Origin of the sequence: Kitasatospora sp. NPDC101235, from assembly GCF_044767505.1 — a bacterium.
Taxonomy (GTDB): Bacteria; Actinomycetota; Actinomycetes; order Streptomycetales; family Streptomycetaceae; genus Kitasatospora.
Genome location: NZ_JBIWNZ010000010.1, coordinates 144,648 through 159,642, shown reverse-complemented (window position 1 = coordinate 159,642; position 14,995 = coordinate 144,648). Strand labels below are relative to the sequence as shown.

Here is a 14,995-nt window from a genome sequence, read left to right as displayed (position 1 = left end):
TGTGCTCTCTGCACATCATGTGTGACGCGCACGCCTCTGGCATACTGAAGGGTGATCCACGGAGAACCCGCAGGTCGAAGCGGTGATGAAGGGACTTCGACATGACCAGCCCCACGCACGAGGTCGCCCTCGAATTCCTGGTGTTCGCCCGGCACCGCGACCTCAGCCAGGTCAACGCCAGGCCCGAGGGCAGCCAGCTCGAACGCAGCGCCTACATCCTGCTCAGCCGGGTCGACGCCGAGGGGCCCATGTCCATCGGGCAGTTGAGCGACGCCTTCGCCCTGGACGTCTCCACCCTCAACCGGCAGACGGCGGCCCTGAAGAGCGCGGGACTGCTCGAACGCATCCCGGACCCGGACGGCGGGATCGCCCGCAAGTTCCGCCTCACGGAGGAGGGCCGGCGCCGGCTGGACACGGAACGCGAGGCGCACGTACGGGCGCTGAACCTCGTGATGACGGACTGGCCGGAGGAGGACATCGCCTCCTTCGCCGGCTTCCTGCGCCGCTTCAACACCGGGATCGAGCGACTCGACGGCCGCCCCTGGCCGCGGAGCTGAGAGAACGGGCCGGGGCGACGGGGCGGGGGCGGCTTCAGGCCCGAGACCTGCCGGGGTCCCGGACGGTGAAGCCCCGCGGAATCAGGAGCGCTTGAACAGCTCGACGGCGCCGTCGGCGACCTCGACCACGATCGAGTGCAGGCTCTCGATGCGCGAGACGATCGCCTCGCGCGGCCCCTGCCGCCAGATGTCGCTGCCGTAGAAGGCGTCCTCCTGCGAGCGGTGCTGCTCGATCGAGTCGAACGCCCGGATCAGGTACGCCTCCTCGTGCCCGTCCTCGTCCACCAGCGACGCCCCGTGGTCGACGACCCGGATCCCGGCCGCCTGGAGGAGCGGGACGGCCTCCTCGGCCATCACCCGGACGAAGTCCGCGCGGGTGCCCGGCTTGAGACGGTAGGTGCGGAGTTCCAGTATCACGGTGATTCCTCCCGGTACTTGACGGCATGTGAGACCGAAGACCCATCCCCCGGTCGGGGCGGAAGCCTACGCGGGAGCGGGAGAGTCGCGCGGGACGTCGGCCGGTCCGACTTCCCGCGCGGGCGCCGGCCCTCGCGTGTCAGCAGCGGGCTGTAGCCTTCGGCCGGGTCCGCACGGAAGGGGAGAGCGATGGCGACACTCGGGGAACTCAGGGCACTACTGGGAGAGCCGCGCTTCAACTGGTCCGACCCCGCCCCGTGGGTGCGGCTGGAACAGGAACTCGGGGTCTGCCTTCCCGCCGACTTCCGGGACTTCACCGACGCCTACGGCCCGGTGGAGATCAACAAGCAGCTGTACCTGGAGCACCCCGGCCATCCGATCAGGAACCTGGGCGAGAAGATCGAGGAGTCGCTCGAACTCTGGCGCGACGAGGACGAAGCGGAGTTCCTTCCCGCCCCGGCAGGGTCGGGCCCCGGCGAACTGCTGCCGATCGCCACGGCCACCACGGGCGAGTTCGTCTTCCTGCGGGTGCCCGACGAGCCGTCGTCGCCGTGGGGCGTGGGCGTGCTGGAGACGGACACGCTGGAGTTCGTGTCCTACGAGTTGACGTTCGGCGACTGGATGCTGGCGTACCTCCGGGGCGAGGACGTCACGGTGCACTCCCACAACTTCGCCCCGGACCGCCCGTTCTACCGGCCGCTGGCCTAGCCACGGCCGGGCCGGCTGTCAGCCGGCTGAGGTGAGTTCGGCGAGGAGGGCGGGGCCGGCCCAGGTGGGGGCGGTGCCAGGGGCGGCCGCCTCGGCTTCGCGGACGAGGGTGATGAGGCGGGCGTTGGCGGGGGCGGTGAGACCGTGGCGTTCGGCGAGGGCGACGATCTCGCCCTGGAGCGAGTCGATCTCGGTGGGGCGTCCGCGCTGGAGGTCCTCCCACATCGAGGAGCGGGCGGTGGCGTCGATCCGCAGGCTGGCCCCGGCCAGCCGCTGGAACAGGACGTCCGGCAGGCCGAGCACCCGTGGCATCAGCCCCGATGCCACCGGGCCGAGCCGCGCCGGCGCGATTCCGGCGGCCCGGAACGCCGCCAGCGCCTCCCGCTGGCAGCGCGCCACGCACAGCCGGTACGCCCGCTGCCCGACCTGCTCGCGCAGCGGCAGGCCGGAGAGCGCGTTGACCGCGTTGTTGAGGTTCATGAGCAGCTTCGCCGCCTGGACGGCCGGCATGTCGGACCGCAGCTCCAACAGCAGACCGTTCGCCCGGGCCGCGTCGGCGAGGGCGTCCGCGCCCTCCCCGGCGGCCAGCATCAGCGACCCGCCGCTGCCCTGGTGGAAGGCGGCGGGGCCGGTCCGCACCACGTTGTACGGGACCATTCCGGCCAGCACCCGGTGGGACGGCAGCGCGGCCGCGAGGACCCCGGGATTGCGCAGGCCGTTCTGGAAGCTCACCACCACCGTGTCGGGCCCGAGGCGCGGGGCGAGTTCCCGGGCGACGGTCGCGGTGTCGGCGGACTTCACCGTGACCAGGACGTAGTCGGCGCCGGCCGCGGCCTTCGGGTCGGCGGCGGCGGTCACGTCCCGCATCTCGCGGCGGGCCCCGCCCGGGCCGGTGAGGGTCAGCCCGTCCGCGTCGATCGCCGCCATCGCCGCCGGCCGGCCGATCAGGGTCACCTCGGCGGTCGCGGCGAGCATGCCGCCGAGGTGGCAGCCGATGGAACCGGCACCGAACACGGTGATCCGGAGCTTGCTCCGGGCGGGAGTGGTGGACACGGGACGGCTCCGGGGCGAGGGCGGAAGGGCGTGGGGTACGGGGGCCGGTCAGTCGAAGAGGCCGGGGTCGGAGACGGTGATGTGGTCCCACAGCGGGCGGGCCTGGAGCCAGCCCGCCAGCGGAGTCCCGAGCTGGCCACGGGTGGTCAGCGCGGTCTCCCAGAGTCGAACACCGGCGGCAGCGGCATGCTCCTGGGGTTGCGGTCGGTCCGATCAGGGATGAGGCGTCACGCCGGAGCGGCGGCGGACGCGCGGAAGCGGTCGAGCAGCTCGCGGGCGGGCGGGCTGTCGGCGTCGAAGCTCTGCATGCCCCGGAGGTCGGCCGGCACTCCGGGGCCTGCCAGCCAGGCGCCGTGGCAGCTGAAGCAGAAGGAGATTTCGAGGAGGAGCCCGTCGGGGGCGTGGGCCCGGATGCCGTAGCCGGGCTCGAAGCAGCGCCGCAGTTCGCCTTCCGGCAGCCTGCCGATCAGGTCGAGGGCGGAGCGGAGGTGCTCCGCCTCCCAGACGGCGAGGGTCTCGCCGGTTACGGAGTCCGAACCGTAGGCGCTCCTCGGGTCGGCGATCCGGACGACTTCGATCAGATGGGCCTGCGAGGCGGCGTCGGGGAGCAGCATCCGAACAGGATCACAGAGCTGGGCTGATCCGGGAAGATGTCGTCACTCCGCCCTGCGGTGGACGTCCCGGTTGCGCTTGTACTCGCGGATGAGCGCGAGGAGGTTGATCAGGGTGCTGGCCGGGATGTTGCCGACGTCGATCAGGCGACGGCCGTGGAGATTGGTGTCACCCGGGGTGGCCGAGGGCCAGAGGAGGCCGAACTCGCGGCCTTCGGTGCGGAGTTCCACGATCAGTTCGGCGACCTGGCGCGAGGTGAGGTGGAGCAGGGCCGGGTCGGCGGGGTGGATGGGGTGGTGGGCGCTCACGCGGCACCGTCCAGCTCGAACCAGACCGTTTTGCCGAGCTGTTGGGGGTCGACGCCCCAGCGGTGGGTGAGGCCGGCAACGAGCTGGAGGCCCCGGCCGGTCTCGGAGAGGAGGGAGAGGGGCCCCTGCTCCGGGAGGAGCGGGCTGCGGTCGGAGACGGCGACCCGGAGGGTGTTCGCGCGGTGGTGGATCAGGATGACCGGGGAGGTCGTCCCGCCGTGCCGCCAGGCGTTGACGATGAGTTCGACCATGGCGAGTTCGGCGTCCGCGATGAGGGAGGGCGGCCAGCCCGCGCTGGTCATCCCGTCGCGGAGGGCGTCGCGGGAGAGGGTGAGGGAGGGGGAGTTGAGGTTACGCACAGTGTCTCCCAGGGGGAATGGAAGGGTGAACCGAGCGAGCTGTCGCCGTGAGCCAGTCCGGGCATGGGTGCTCTGCGGTGCGAAGCAGCGTTACTGACGCCCACATCGGTGATCGGTGCGTCACCGACTGTAGGGCACTGGGGGTACATGTTGGGGTACTTCTACCCCGCGCTTCACTCGATCGATGGATTGCTGGACCCCTCGCCGAATCGCGATGGATGCTTGGGGCATGCCACCACGAACCACCCCTTCCGCCCGGCAGGAACGAGTCGGCATCGAGCTGCGGAAGATGCGCGACTCCGCCGGCCGCACAACTGCCGAGGCTGCCGCGCTGTTTGGGCTTGCCCGAACGAAGATCACGCAGGTCGAGAAGGGGCAGTACTCGATCAGTGCCGAGCGCGTGAGGATGCTCGCCTCCGACTTCCAGGAGGGCGACACCGCCTACATCGAGGCGCTCGCCGCCATGGCCGAGGAGCGCCACAGAGGCTGGTGGGAAGACTTCCGCGGCTCGGTTCCGGTCGGCTTCCTCGACATTGCGGAGATGGAGCACTTCTCCCGGGGGATGCTTACCTACCAGGTTTCACATTGCCCCGGCGCCATGCAGACAGAGGCCTACTCAAGGGCTATCTTCGGCGAGGTCTACCCGCCCTTGCCACCACGCCTTCTCGAAGCCCGACTTGAGCACCGACTCAAGCGCTCGGAAGTGCTGATGCGTGAAGGAGCGCCGCCATACTCGGCGCTGGTCCACGAAGCGGCTCTGCGCATGCTGTTCGGCGGTCGGGATGCCGCAAGGCAACAGCTCGACAAACTGCTTGAGTTCTCGGAGCTGCCGCACGTCACACTCCGGGTCATCAGCTTCAGCTCTGACGGATTCATCGGCGCAGGTCAAGGCATCTTCTACGTGAAGGGCCCAGTGCCCCGCTTGGACACCGTACAGCTCGACGCCGTAGGCGGTCCTGCGTTCTTGCACGAGCAGAAGCAGCTGGAGAACTACCGTCACATCATCGAGACGATGACCAAGCGCTCCCTGTCCGAGAGCAAGTCTCGTGACGCCATCAGGCTTATCAAGAAAGAGCTCTAATCCATGGAAACCATTCACTGGAAGCGCCCCAAGGCCTGCGCGGATGCCAACGCCTGCCCGGAGGTATCCATAGGCCCCGACGCCGTCTACGTCCGCAGCAGCCTCCTGCCCGACGCCATCGCCCAACTCACCCCCGACGAATGGCGCGACCTCGTGTCCGCCATCCGCAACGGCGAGTTCGACGTCTGACTCCCCCGCTGCACCGGCCGGGCCCTCCGCCCCCGGCCGGTGTTTCAATCGCCCCCATGTCGAGCCCCCGTACCTCCCGGCCCGGCTGCTCCGGGACCACGATTCGGAACACCGGCACTGAGCTGCTAATATTCCTGATGTCGCGAGGAACATGAGTCCTCGTCAGGCGTCAGCGGTGCTACCAGAGCACGTCCTACTTTCAGTAGGAAGAGTCCGTGCAACCCGGGCCTGGCGCTCCACCGTCGGAAGGGTCCGGCACCTACACAGGTGCCGGACCCTTCCGCGTTCCCGTTCCGCGGCAGAGGCGTCCCCCTCGGCGACGCTCAGCCCGAAGACTCCGGGAGACCGCCGACCCGCGGTCCGCTCCCGGCGGGAGCAGCGAGGTCGGCCACCACCAGCTCGGCCGCCCGCACCGGGTCCCCGTCGGCGCGGGCGAGCAGTGAGGCCGCGTCGTAGGCTGCGTCGACCGCATCCGGGAGGGTCACTTCCAGACAGTGCACCGACTCGTAGCGCGGCGAGCTGAGCGCCGCGCCGATGCCGGGCCGCAGCCGCTCCAGCTCCACGACGACCGTCCAGGCGTCGTCCTCCATCCGGGCCCGCCGCACCGGGTCGCAGGCCGCGATGGCCCGGTCGGTTTCGACTGGGTCGTGCTCATAGGCGTCCAGAGCCGGCAGGAGTTCGGGGACGCCCAGGATCGCCGCTGCGTCCAGGGTGAGGAGGTGGGACCCGTCGTCGGAGCCCAGCAGTTGCGCGATCAGTGGGACGGCCCGCGGGTCGTGCCGTCTGGCCAGCCCCCGCACGCCCTCCTCCCGGACCTCGCCGTACTCATCGGTGGTGCACTTCCACAGCGCGTCCCTGATGGCGGTCGTGTCCTGGTCCAGGTGAACTCCCAACGAGAAAGCCGCCCAGTTGCGGACCTCGGGGTGCTGATCCTCGGTGAGCCGGATCAGAGCCCGCACATCGGGACCATCGGGCAGTCCGCTGTTGGCGGAGCCGATCGCGAAGGCGACCTGAAGCCGCAGGTCGGCGTCCTCGTGTTCGGAAAGCCGTACCAGCACGGGAACGGCCCGCGGGTCCCGCGCCCAGCCCAGGCCGCCGACGAGGGAATGCAGCACGCGGGCCTCCGTCTCCGCGTCGGCCAGCGCCATCAGGGCGGTCGCCGCCTCGCTCCGCAGCGACTCGTGCGCGTTGGCCGCGTTTCCCACCAGGTCGCAGCCCACCTGTCGCTCCAGGGCATCGGCCGACTCCAGCAACCCCGACCCGCAGCGCAGCGCGGTCTCCCCGTTCTCCCCCTCCGCCGCCTCCCAGACCAGCGCCCAGTAGGCGTGCGAGTCCTGGTCCGCCTCCGAGGCCTCCGCCGCTCGCGCCGCAGTCATCATGCGCCCCGCCAGCCCCACCGCATTGTCCATGTGCGCATTCATACCCGAAGGGCCCGGTGCCGGGGCACTGGATTCCTGCCGCCTGCTCCAGCAGCAGGCCCCGGCCTCCACGGCCACGGAACGGAGGCGTGACGGGCATGAGTCCGCGCCCCGGGACCACGATTCGGTGCAGGGGCGTTGAGCTGCTAATATTCCTGATGTCGCGAGGAACATGAGTCCTCGTCAGGCGTCAGCGGTGCTACCAGAGCACGTCCTACTTTCAGTAGGAAGAGTCCGTGCAACCCGGGCCTGGCGCTCCACCGTCGGAAGGGTCCGGCACCTACACAGGTGCCGGACCCTTCCGCGTTCACGGCCCAGGAACAGGAAACTCCCCGGAGTGGGAAGTCGGCCTCACCGACTTCCCACTCCAGCCAAGGACTCGGTCAGCCGTGGCGGCGCCGGCTGAGGGCGAAGGCGAGGCCGCCGAGTAGCAGCAGGACGCCGCCGATCGCCGCCGTGGTGAGCACGGTGGCACCGGTGTGGGCGAGGATGCCCGATGCCTGCGGGGCCGACGGGTACTCCGGGGTCACCGACCCCGGGGCCGACGGGTCGGCTCCAGGAGCGCCGGGAGCCTGGTCGCCATCGGTGGGCGTCGGCGTCGGGGTGCTGCCGGCCGGGACCGTGTGGTCGGTCTCGCAGCCCTTCTCCGTGGCGCAGTGGCCGCGCTTGTCGTCCGTCGTGGTGACGACGCTCTGCAGCTTGCCGTCACCGCTGCCGGTGACGGTCACGGAGTACGTGATCGTCGCGGTGCCGCCCACCGGCAGGTCGCCGGTCCACGTGAGCTTCCCGTCCTTGACCTCGGCGGTGCCGGAGGTGGCCTTCACGTCGCCGTTGTAGGTGGCATCGTCCAGGACCTTCGACAGGTCGTCCGTGATCGTGGCGCCCTTGACCTCACCCGCACCCTGCTGGGTGACGGTGACGCTGTACGTCACCTTGTCACCCGTCTTCACCGTCGAACCGGACTTCGGGTCCGAGGACTTGGCGAAGACGTAGGACCCGATCGCCGCCGGGTCCTCGTAGGTGTACGGCTGGGCGGTGCTGGTGCCGCCGGGGGTCGTGACGGTGACGTCGATCTTCCCGGCGGCGCTCCCGGCGGGCGCGGTGGCGGTGATCCGGGTGTCGCTGTCGACGGTGACCGCGGTGGCGGGCACGGTGCCGAAGGTGACACCGGTCGCCCCGGTCAGGTTGCTGCCGGTGATGGTGACGGTGGTGCCGCCGGCCAGCGGGCCGTGGTCGGGCGCGATGCCGCTCACCGCGGGCGCCGGGGCGTCGTACGTGTACTTCCCGGCGGCCACGGTGCGGCCCGAGACGGTCAGGGCCACGTCGACGGCGCCGGCGGCGTGCGCCGGGACGGTCGCGGTGACGGTGCTGCCGTCGACGACCTTCACGTCGCTCGCCGGGGTCCCGCCGAAGTCGACGGCGCTGGTGCCGGTCAGGCGGCTACCGCTGATCGTGACGGTCGTGCCACCCGCGGCCGGACCGTGGTCGGGGGAGATCCCGGTGACCGCCGGCGGAACGGGCTTGCCGATCGCGATGCCGTAGGGGCCGGACCCGGTCGGTACGGTGGCGGTGACGGTGTTGGTCGCGGTGCTGATGACCGACACGTTCTTCGAGGTGTTGTTGGAGACGTACACGGCGGCACCGGCCGGGTCGATTGCCAGCCCGATCGGCCGGATGCCGACCGGCACGGTGGCGACGACGGTGTTGGTCGTGGTGTCCGCGACCGTCACCGTGTGGGCCATGGTGTTGGCGACGTACAGGTACCGCCCGTCCGGGGTGACGGCCATGCCCTGCGGCTGGTTGGTGATCGGAAGGTCGGCCGTGACCGTGTCGGTGGCGGTGTCGATCACCGACACTCTCCTGGTGCCGGAGCCGTTGTAGTAGCCGACGTACACGTGCTTGCCGTCGGGAGTGACCGCGAGACCGGACGGGCTCTCGGGGCCGCCGGACGGGCGGACGGTGGCGGTGACGGTGTTGCTGGCGGTGTCGATGACGGACACCGAGTTGCCGGAGAAGGAGGCGACGTAGGCCCGCTTGCCGTCCGGGGTCAGCGCGATCGTGTCCACGTAGGCGCCGACACCGACGCTGGCGGCGACCGTCAGGGTGCTCATGTCGATCACGTCCACCTTGCCCGGGCCGGCGTAGCTGGCGTAGCCCACGTAGGCGCGATTGCCGTCCGGGGAGAAGGCCACCGGCAGCGGGGACTGGCCGACCGGAACGGTCATGACGACGGTGTTGCTCGTGGTGTCGATCATCGACAGGGAGGCGCCGCCGTTGTTGGTGACCAGCACCTTCGTGCCGTCCGGCGACAGGGCCACGCCCTCCGGCTTGACGCCGACCGGGATGGTGGCGGCCACCTCGCCGGTCTCCGGGTCGTAGGCGGTGACGGTGTTGTCGCCCATGTTGGCGATGTAGACCAGCTGCGCCGACGGTGCGGCGTGCCCCGTCCCGGCCGGGACGACCGCACCCAGGGTGCCCAGCGCCGTGGCCGTCACCGTCGCCGCTATACCGCGTCGCAGTCTTCGCCAGCGGCCCGGGCGGGTTGCCCCGCTGTCGGGGACCAGTGCCATGTACTCAGCCTCTCCGCGGGTTGGTCCGCCCGGCCCCCCGGCCAGGCGGCGTCAAGTCCGGTCATGTTCACGGAATCTGACGGATCACATGGTGGCGGATGATGACCGTTTCCGTCCATTCACAACTGGAATGCGAACGTCCGTGGTATCTTCACCAGCTTCCTGCCCAGGTGGACACCGACGGCGGCCACGCCGAGTCGGCCCATGCCCCGGCGAGGACGAGCAAGCCGACGCCGCGACCCCAGTGGGGGAGCCATGCTCTCGCTCGACCTCCGCATTCCCCGGCCCGGGCGCTCCAGGGGCGCGATTCGGCACACGGGTGTTGAACTGCTAATATTCCTCATGTCGCGAGGGAGATGATTCCTCGTCAGGCGTCAGCGGTGCTACCAGAGCACGTCCTACTTTCAGTAGGAAGAGTCCGTGCAACCCGGGCCTGGCGCTCCACCGTCGGAAGGGTCCGGCACCTGCACAGGTGCCGGACCCTTCCGCATTTGCGGCCCGGAAACGGTGACGTCACCGAGGGTTGAGCCACACTCGGATCCTGCCGGACCTCGGGCAGGCAGGGCGGGCGTTCCCCTACCGCCGTCCGCTCGCCGCGAGCGGACGGGACCGCAGCAGGGCCCGGGCCGGCAGGGCCGTCGCGGCGAGGCAGAGCACCACGGCCCCGGCAGCCAGCGGCAGGGCGGTGCCCGGCGGAACGTACGGCGAGGCGCCGGCCAGTCCCCGGGCGATCGGCACCAGGGTGATCCAGGCGATCAGGCTGCCCAGCAGCAGCCCGGCCGCGGCCACCAGCAGCGCCTCCCAGCGCACCATGCCGCGCACCTGCCGCCGGGTGGCGCCGGTGAGGCGCAGCAGCGCCACCTCGCGGCTCCGGTCCAGGACCGTCATCACCAGCGTGTTGGCGGCGGTGATCGCCGCGAAGCCGCCGAGGACGGCCGCCATCACGGAGTTCGCCCAGTCACCGGCCTCGCGCTTGCGGTCGGTCTGCGCGACGTACCCGGCACGGTCGGTCTCCGTGATCCCGCCGGCCGCGGCCTCTCCGGGGGCTGCGGTGTCGCCGGGGAGCTTCGCCAGCCGGGCGGCGACGTCGGCGCGGTCGGCGCCGGGGGCGTCCGCGACGAGCACCTGGCTGTCATAGGCGACGCCGGCGTGTGCGGCGACGGCCGCCCGGGGCAGGATCAGTTGCCCGAAGCCGAGCCCGCGTTCGTACGTGGCGACGACCGTCTGCTGTGTCTGGGCGCCGTCGCCCAGCCAGAAGGCGGCGCGGTCGCCGACCTTGAGGCCGAGCTTGTCGGCGAGGGTCACGTCGAGGGCGACGGTGTCGGTGCTCCGGGCGAGGTCGGCGAGCGAGCCGCTGCGCACGCCCAGGTCGAGCACCCGGGGCAGCTTCGCCGGGTCGCCGGACACGCCGAGGACGTTGGCGGAGCGGAGCTTCCCGTCGGAGCGGTAGACGGCTCCGGTGCGCAGCAGGCCGATCGCGGCGTCGACGCCGGGCACCTGGGCGGCCCGTTCGGCGGTGGCGGCGGGCAGGCCCGGGCCGGTCGAGCCGAGCACGTGGTCGGCGACGACCCCGTCACGCACCTGCTCGCCGGTGGCGTGCTGGACGGTGCTCTGGATGAACAGCATGGTGCCGCAGAAGGCGCTGACCATCGCGATGGGCGTGATCGCAGAGGTCAGCCGGCGGGCGTTGGCCCGGGCGTTGTCGGCGGCCAGCGAGCCGGAGGTGCCGCCCGCGCCCGCCCGCAGCGGCAGGCCGAGCACCCCGGCGGCGATCCGGGCCACCCAGGGGCCGAGCAGCGCGATGGCCACCAGGAAGCACATGACCACGCCGAGCGCGGTGTTGGCGGCGTTCTCGCCGCTCAGGTTGGCGGCGACGACGGTCAGCACGACGCCGCCGGCGATGGCCACCAGGCCGAGGAGGGTCCGCACCACGCCCGCCCGTCCGGCCTCCACCGACGCCTCGCCGAGCGCCTGGCCGGGGCGCAGGCCGGAGGGACGGTGCGCGGCGAGGTAGCCGGCGGCCAGTGCGGCGAGCAGGCAGGTGGCGACGGCGACGAGCGCCGGGATCGGGCCGACGTCCAGTTCGACGCCCTCGGGGACGGCGCCGCGCGAGACCAGCCCGTCGAACCACCAGCGGGCCAGCGCCACGCCCGGGATGAGGCCGAGCGCACCGGCGAGGGGAGCCACCAGCAGCGCCTCCGTGGCGATCGTGCGGCGGATCTGCCGGGGGGTCGCGCCGACGGCGCGCAGCAGGGCGAACTCGCGGGCCCGCTGGCCGACGGCCAGGGCGATGGTGGACACCACCACGAAGACGGCCGTCATGGTGGCGGTGCCGCCGAAGGAGCCGCCGATCGCGATGAGCAACACCCGGCTCTGCCCGAGCGCCGGATGTTCGACGGAGCCGCGGCCGTCGCCGGTGACCACCCTGATCCCGGTGGGGGACGCTGCGGCGGCCTGCGGGCCGGCGGTGTCATGGAGGGCTTCGCGGAGCCGGCGCGCGAGGTCCTTGGCATCGACGCCCTCACGCGGCTGGACGGCGATGGCGTCCACCCGGCCGGGGTGACCGGAGAGCTGCCCGGCCACACCGTCGGCGAACCAGGCCGTCGGGCCGGCGCTCTGCGGCGCGGCCAGGCCGGAGATGCGGTAGGTGTCGCTGGCGCCGGGTGCGACCAGCGTGAGGCTCGCGCCGGGTGCCAGCCGGGCGTCCCGTGCGGTGGCGGCGTCCAGGACCACCTCGCCCGGGCCGGGGGCGCGGCCCTCGACCAGAACGTCCGTGCCGCCGGCGATGCCGAGCGCCGCGTACCCGCGCCCGGTCAGGCCGGGGGTGGCCGGACCCGGCTGGATCGGGAAGGCGGTGTCGGGGCGGGCCGCCGCGACACCGGGCTGGGCGGCGATGCGCTGGGCCAGGGCGGCGTCCACGCGGGCCCGGTCGGACACCGGCCGTTCGACGGTCTTCTCCTTGTCGGAGACCTTGCGGATGATCGTGACGTCCGGATTGGCCGCGACGACCACCGGCGCGTTCGCGTAGCGCACCGGGGGCACGCTCGCGGTGATGCCGGTCTGCAGCAGGGTGCCGCAGCCCATGATGACCGCCGCACCGAACAGCAGGGCGATGAAGGTGCCCGCGAAGGACGCGGGCCGGAAGCACACCGAGGAGCGCGCGAGTCCGTTGCTCATGCCGTCGTCCCCACCGGGGCGGTGGACAGGGCGACCATCCGGTCGGCGACGGACTTCGGGTCGGGGTGGTGCAGTTCGCCCGCCAGGGCGCCGTCGGCCAGGAAGACCACCCGGTCGGCGAAGGAAGCGGCCACCGGGTCGTGGGTCACCATGACCACCGTCGCGCCCATCGTGTCCACGGCACGGCGCAGCAGGCCGAGCACCTCGTGCGCGGTGCGGGTGTCCAGCGCACCGGTCGGCTCGTCCGCGAACACCACCTCGGGGCGGGTGATCAGCGCCCGGGCGATCGCCACCCGCTGCTGCTGGCCGCCGGACAGCTGGCCCGGGCGGCGCGAGGCGTGCTCACCGAGACCCACCTGCGCCAGTAACTCCCGCGCACGACCGCGGTCCTGACGCTCACCGGCGAGGCGCAGCGGCAGCAGGACGTTCTGCAGCACGGTCAGCGAGGGCAGCAGGTTGAAGGACTGGAACACGAACCCGATCCGGCTGCGCCGCAGCACGGTGAGCCGGTTCTCGCTCAGCCCGGTGATCTCCTCGCCGCCGAGGAACACCTCACCCGAGGTCGGCTTGTCCAGGCCCGCCGCGCACTGCAGGAAGGTGCTCTTGCCCGAGCCGGAAGGCCCCATCACGGCGGTGAAGCTGCCGTGGCCCAGCGCGAGGTCGACCCCGCGCAGCGCGTGCACCGCCTCGCCGCCGCGCCCGTAGCTGCGTCGCACCGCGCGCAGTTCGATCGCGGGGTGGGCGGGGTCGTGGTGCCCGGTCGGCCCGTGCTCCGGGCGGTGGCGGCGGGATGCCATGGTGCTGCCTTCCCTTGTGGATCGTCGTCCGTCTGCGACGTGGTCCAGGCTAGGAACGGCGGGTGGCGCGAACCATGGAGGCGGCTGGCGGACGTGGGGTGGGGATAACCCCACCGTCAGGAACGCGAACGCCCTTGCGGTGAAGGCCCTTCCGGGCCTCCGGTGTGCGCCTTCAGCCACTACAACCAGGCCCGCAGCACCCTGATCAACGCCGGCAGCAAGTCGGCCGGCAAGTCCCACCCGGCACACGGGACGAAGGACGTCCCGGTCTCCCACGGCACCAGCCTGCTCTCGGGGGCCCGCGACGAGTTCCGCGCCGCCGACCGGAACCTGCCCGCCAACCAGAAGAAGTCCGACATGTCGATCCCGCACTACAACGCGATCCACAGCGCGGCCACCACCATGGGCATCGACCGATGGTGACGCCGCCTCACTGAGGCGAAGGGTCGGGCCCTCCCCCGGCCTCCGGAGGAGGGCCCGGCCGGCTTCAGTGCTTCGGGGGCAGAGCCTCTTCCCGCGGGGCGCTCAGGCTGCCGTCCGGGAGGACGTCGAAGACCGTGAGCTTCGTACGCCCGGTGATGGTGATCCGGTCCGGCCCGGACCAGTCGGCGCGTTCGATGTAGCCGCCCCGAGTGTTCCAGGTGCCCATGCTCCAGTGGCGGGCCGACCAGCCGGAACCGGACACCAGCTCCACCCGGTAGACCGGATCGATCGAGAAGCCGGAGACGTCGGTGAGGGTGAGCACCCGGTCCGTCCGGCCCGGGGCGGCCTGCCGCTCGATCCTCCCATCGCCGGCCATGATGACGAAGGGCGCGATCAGTGGTGAGCCGAGGATCAGCGCCACCACGCCAACGGCGCAGCCGACCGGCGACACCTCGGTGCAGAACTCGAACTCGATGATCAGCGAGACCACGATCAGCACGACCGCCGACCCGACCAGCAGCACCGGATGGTCGAACCACTGCTCGACCACCACCAACCCACCCGATCGGGACGCGTACCGGCCGGCCGCGTACGCCAGCAGCGCCGCGAGCGCCACCCCTCTGAGCCCCCACGCGATCCGCTTGCGGCGCGCCGCTGTCATCTCCCGCTCCCCCGACGGTTCTTCACCGGACTTCGGCACGGATTGCACCACAGGGACTATTGGGGCCGGGGCGTCACCGAGGGGCCGCCCAGCGTCCCGTCCTCGTCCACGGTGAAGACCTTGATCTCCCTCTGCAAGGTCACCGTGATCCGGCCCGGGCCGGACCATTCGGCCTTGAGCAAGCCGTCGCCCTCGTCCCAGGTGCCGAGCTCCCAGTGGCGGGCCGACCAGCCGGTGCCGGACACCAACTCCACCCGGTAGACCGGATCGATCGAGAAGGCGATGTCGGTAATGCTCAGCACGTGGTCGGAGCGGTTCGGGTCGGGCGTGCGGTCGACCGGCCGGGCCCCGCCGCCGAAGAGGTACGCCAGGATTCCGATCACCGCCCCGATGAAGAGGAGCGGTGACAGGGCGGCCGCGCAGCCGATCTGCGCCCACCTGGTGCGGAACTCGAACTGGGCCACCGCCGAGGCCACGGCCAGCGTGACCGCCGTCCCGAGCAGCAGCACCGGGTGGTTCAGCCAGCGCTCGACCTCGACCAGCCCGCCCTGGCGGGAGGAGACGTAGCCCGGCAGGTACACCAGGAAGGCCGCCAGCGCTGCGCCTCGGAGCCACCACACGACCTGCCTGCGACGCGTCACCGTCATTTGCTCCCCCCGGAGTTG

Annotated in this window: 16 protein-coding genes; 5 read left to right on the top strand and 11 right to left on the bottom strand. The window is 71.7% G+C overall.

The features are described from left to right. Window positions 1-101: 101 nt before the first annotated feature. Window positions 102-557, top strand: a complete 456-nt coding sequence (locus ACIRRH_RS18955; protein ID WP_403068293.1) for a MarR family winged helix-turn-helix transcriptional regulator — start codon at window positions 102-104, stop codon at window positions 555-557. An 81-nt stretch (window positions 558-638) separates the two neighbouring features. Here the strand turns inward: ACIRRH_RS18955 and ACIRRH_RS18950 are convergent, their stop codons facing one another. Beyond that, window positions 639-974: an NIPSNAP family protein gene (locus tag ACIRRH_RS18950; protein WP_403068290.1), complete on the bottom strand. Its 336-nt coding sequence runs from the start codon at window positions 972-974 to the stop codon at window positions 639-641. 189 nt (window positions 975-1,163) lie between these two features. Here ACIRRH_RS18950 and ACIRRH_RS18945 point away from each other — a divergent pair, with 189 nt between their 5' ends. After that, entirely contained in the window at window positions 1,164-1,682 is a 519-nt protein-coding gene (locus ACIRRH_RS18945; RefSeq protein ID WP_403068287.1) for an SMI1/KNR4 family protein, read from the top strand. Between the two features lie 18 nt (window positions 1,683-1,700). Here ACIRRH_RS18945 and ACIRRH_RS18940 read toward each other — a convergent pair whose 3' ends face one another. From ACIRRH_RS18940 to ACIRRH_RS18925, 4 genes are all read right to left on the bottom strand, one after another. Continuing rightward, window positions 1,701-2,735 (bottom strand): 2-dehydropantoate 2-reductase, encoded by a 1,035-nt coding sequence (locus tag ACIRRH_RS18940; protein ID WP_403068284.1) that lies wholly within the window; start codon window positions 2,733-2,735, stop codon window positions 1,701-1,703. A gap of 227 nt (window positions 2,736-2,962) precedes the next feature. After that, window positions 2,963-3,349: a hypothetical protein gene (locus ACIRRH_RS18935; protein WP_403068281.1), complete on the bottom strand. Its 387-nt coding sequence runs from the start codon at window positions 3,347-3,349 to the stop codon at window positions 2,963-2,965. A gap of 42 nt (window positions 3,350-3,391) precedes the next feature. Further along, entirely contained in the window at window positions 3,392-3,655 is a 264-nt protein-coding gene (locus ACIRRH_RS18930; RefSeq protein ID WP_403068278.1) for a hypothetical protein, read from the bottom strand. Next, the gene (locus tag ACIRRH_RS18925; RefSeq protein ID WP_403068276.1) at window positions 3,652-4,014 is read right to left on the bottom strand and encodes an ATP-binding protein; all 363 of its coding nucleotides are present in this window, start codon (window positions 4,012-4,014) and stop codon (window positions 3,652-3,654) included. The genes ACIRRH_RS18930 and ACIRRH_RS18925 overlap by 4 nt, the downstream gene beginning before the upstream one ends. Before the next feature lie 229 nt (window positions 4,015-4,243). Here ACIRRH_RS18925 and ACIRRH_RS18920 point away from each other — a divergent pair, with 229 nt between their 5' ends. Beyond that, complete coding sequence (locus ACIRRH_RS18920) at window positions 4,244-5,095, top strand: helix-turn-helix domain-containing protein (protein ID WP_403068273.1); 852 nt, start codon at window positions 4,244-4,246, stop codon at window positions 5,093-5,095. A 3-nt stretch (window positions 5,096-5,098) separates the two neighbouring features. Continuing rightward, on the top strand, window positions 5,099-5,284 hold the full coding sequence (locus ACIRRH_RS18915; RefSeq protein WP_403068270.1) for a DUF397 domain-containing protein: 186 nt from the start codon (window positions 5,099-5,101) through the stop codon (window positions 5,282-5,284). Window positions 5,285-5,607: 323 nt separating this feature from the next. On the opposite strand, the gene ACIRRH_RS18910 is transcribed toward ACIRRH_RS18915, so the two are convergent. From ACIRRH_RS18910 to ACIRRH_RS18895, 4 genes are all read right to left on the bottom strand, one after another. Further along, window positions 5,608-6,693, bottom strand: coding sequence for a HEAT repeat domain-containing protein (locus ACIRRH_RS18910; protein WP_403068267.1), 1,086 nt, complete (start codon window positions 6,691-6,693; stop codon window positions 5,608-5,610). A gap of 392 nt (window positions 6,694-7,085) precedes the next feature. Then, window positions 7,086-9,272: an IPT/TIG domain-containing protein gene (locus ACIRRH_RS18905; protein ID WP_403068264.1), complete on the bottom strand. Its 2,187-nt coding sequence runs from the start codon at window positions 9,270-9,272 to the stop codon at window positions 7,086-7,088. 576 nt (window positions 9,273-9,848) lie between these two features. Then, complete coding sequence (locus ACIRRH_RS18900; RefSeq protein ID WP_403068261.1) at window positions 9,849-12,449, bottom strand: ABC transporter permease; 2,601 nt, start codon at window positions 12,447-12,449, stop codon at window positions 9,849-9,851. Beyond that, the gene (locus tag ACIRRH_RS18895; RefSeq protein WP_403068258.1) at window positions 12,446-13,246 is read right to left on the bottom strand and encodes an ABC transporter ATP-binding protein; all 801 of its coding nucleotides are present in this window, start codon (window positions 13,244-13,246) and stop codon (window positions 12,446-12,448) included. Before ACIRRH_RS18895 ends, ACIRRH_RS18900 begins: the two co-directional genes overlap by 4 nt. 162 nt (window positions 13,247-13,408) lie before the next feature. Between ACIRRH_RS18895 and ACIRRH_RS18890 the strand changes: the two genes are divergently transcribed. Further along, a complete protein-coding gene (locus ACIRRH_RS18890) occupies window positions 13,409-13,669 on the top strand; it encodes a hypothetical protein (RefSeq protein ID WP_403068256.1) in 261 nt (86 codons plus the stop codon). A 64-nt stretch (window positions 13,670-13,733) separates the two neighbouring features. On the opposite strand, the gene ACIRRH_RS18885 is transcribed toward ACIRRH_RS18890, so the two are convergent. Together ACIRRH_RS18885 and ACIRRH_RS18880 are read right to left on the bottom strand one after the other, a co-directional pair. After that, complete coding sequence (locus ACIRRH_RS18885; protein WP_403068253.1) at window positions 13,734-14,330, bottom strand: hypothetical protein; 597 nt, start codon at window positions 14,328-14,330, stop codon at window positions 13,734-13,736. 56 nt (window positions 14,331-14,386) lie between these two features. Continuing rightward, window positions 14,387-14,971: a hypothetical protein gene (locus ACIRRH_RS18880; RefSeq protein WP_403068250.1), complete on the bottom strand. Its 585-nt coding sequence runs from the start codon at window positions 14,969-14,971 to the stop codon at window positions 14,387-14,389. Window positions 14,972-14,995 lie beyond the last annotated feature (24 nt).

Coding starts and splice junctions, on each gene's coding strand:
- ACIRRH_RS18945 (WP_403068287.1), top strand. CDS start 1,164: ATGGCGACACTCGGGGAACTCAGGGCACTACTGGGAGAGCCGCGCTTC.
- ACIRRH_RS18910 (WP_403068267.1), bottom strand. CDS start 6,693: ATGGACAATGCGGTGGGGCTGGCGGGGCGCATGATGACTGCGGCGCGA.
- ACIRRH_RS18900 (WP_403068261.1), bottom strand. CDS start 12,449: ATGAGCAACGGACTCGCGCGCTCCTCGGTGTGCTTCCGGCCCGCGTCC.
- ACIRRH_RS18915 (WP_403068270.1), top strand. CDS start 5,099: ATGGAAACCATTCACTGGAAGCGCCCCAAGGCCTGCGCGGATGCCAAC.
- ACIRRH_RS18955 (WP_403068293.1), top strand. CDS start 102: ATGACCAGCCCCACGCACGAGGTCGCCCTCGAATTCCTGGTGTTCGCC.
- ACIRRH_RS18905 (WP_403068264.1), bottom strand. CDS start 9,272: ATGGCACTGGTCCCCGACAGCGGGGCAACCCGCCCGGGCCGCTGGCGA.
- ACIRRH_RS18895 (WP_403068258.1), bottom strand. CDS start 13,246: ATGGCATCCCGCCGCCACCGCCCGGAGCACGGGCCGACCGGGCACCAC.
- ACIRRH_RS18935 (WP_403068281.1), bottom strand. CDS start 3,349: ATGCTGCTCCCCGACGCCGCCTCGCAGGCCCATCTGATCGAAGTCGTC.
- ACIRRH_RS18920 (WP_403068273.1), top strand. CDS start 4,244: ATGCCACCACGAACCACCCCTTCCGCCCGGCAGGAACGAGTCGGCATC.
- ACIRRH_RS18885 (WP_403068253.1), bottom strand. CDS start 14,330: ATGACAGCGGCGCGCCGCAAGCGGATCGCGTGGGGGCTCAGAGGGGTG.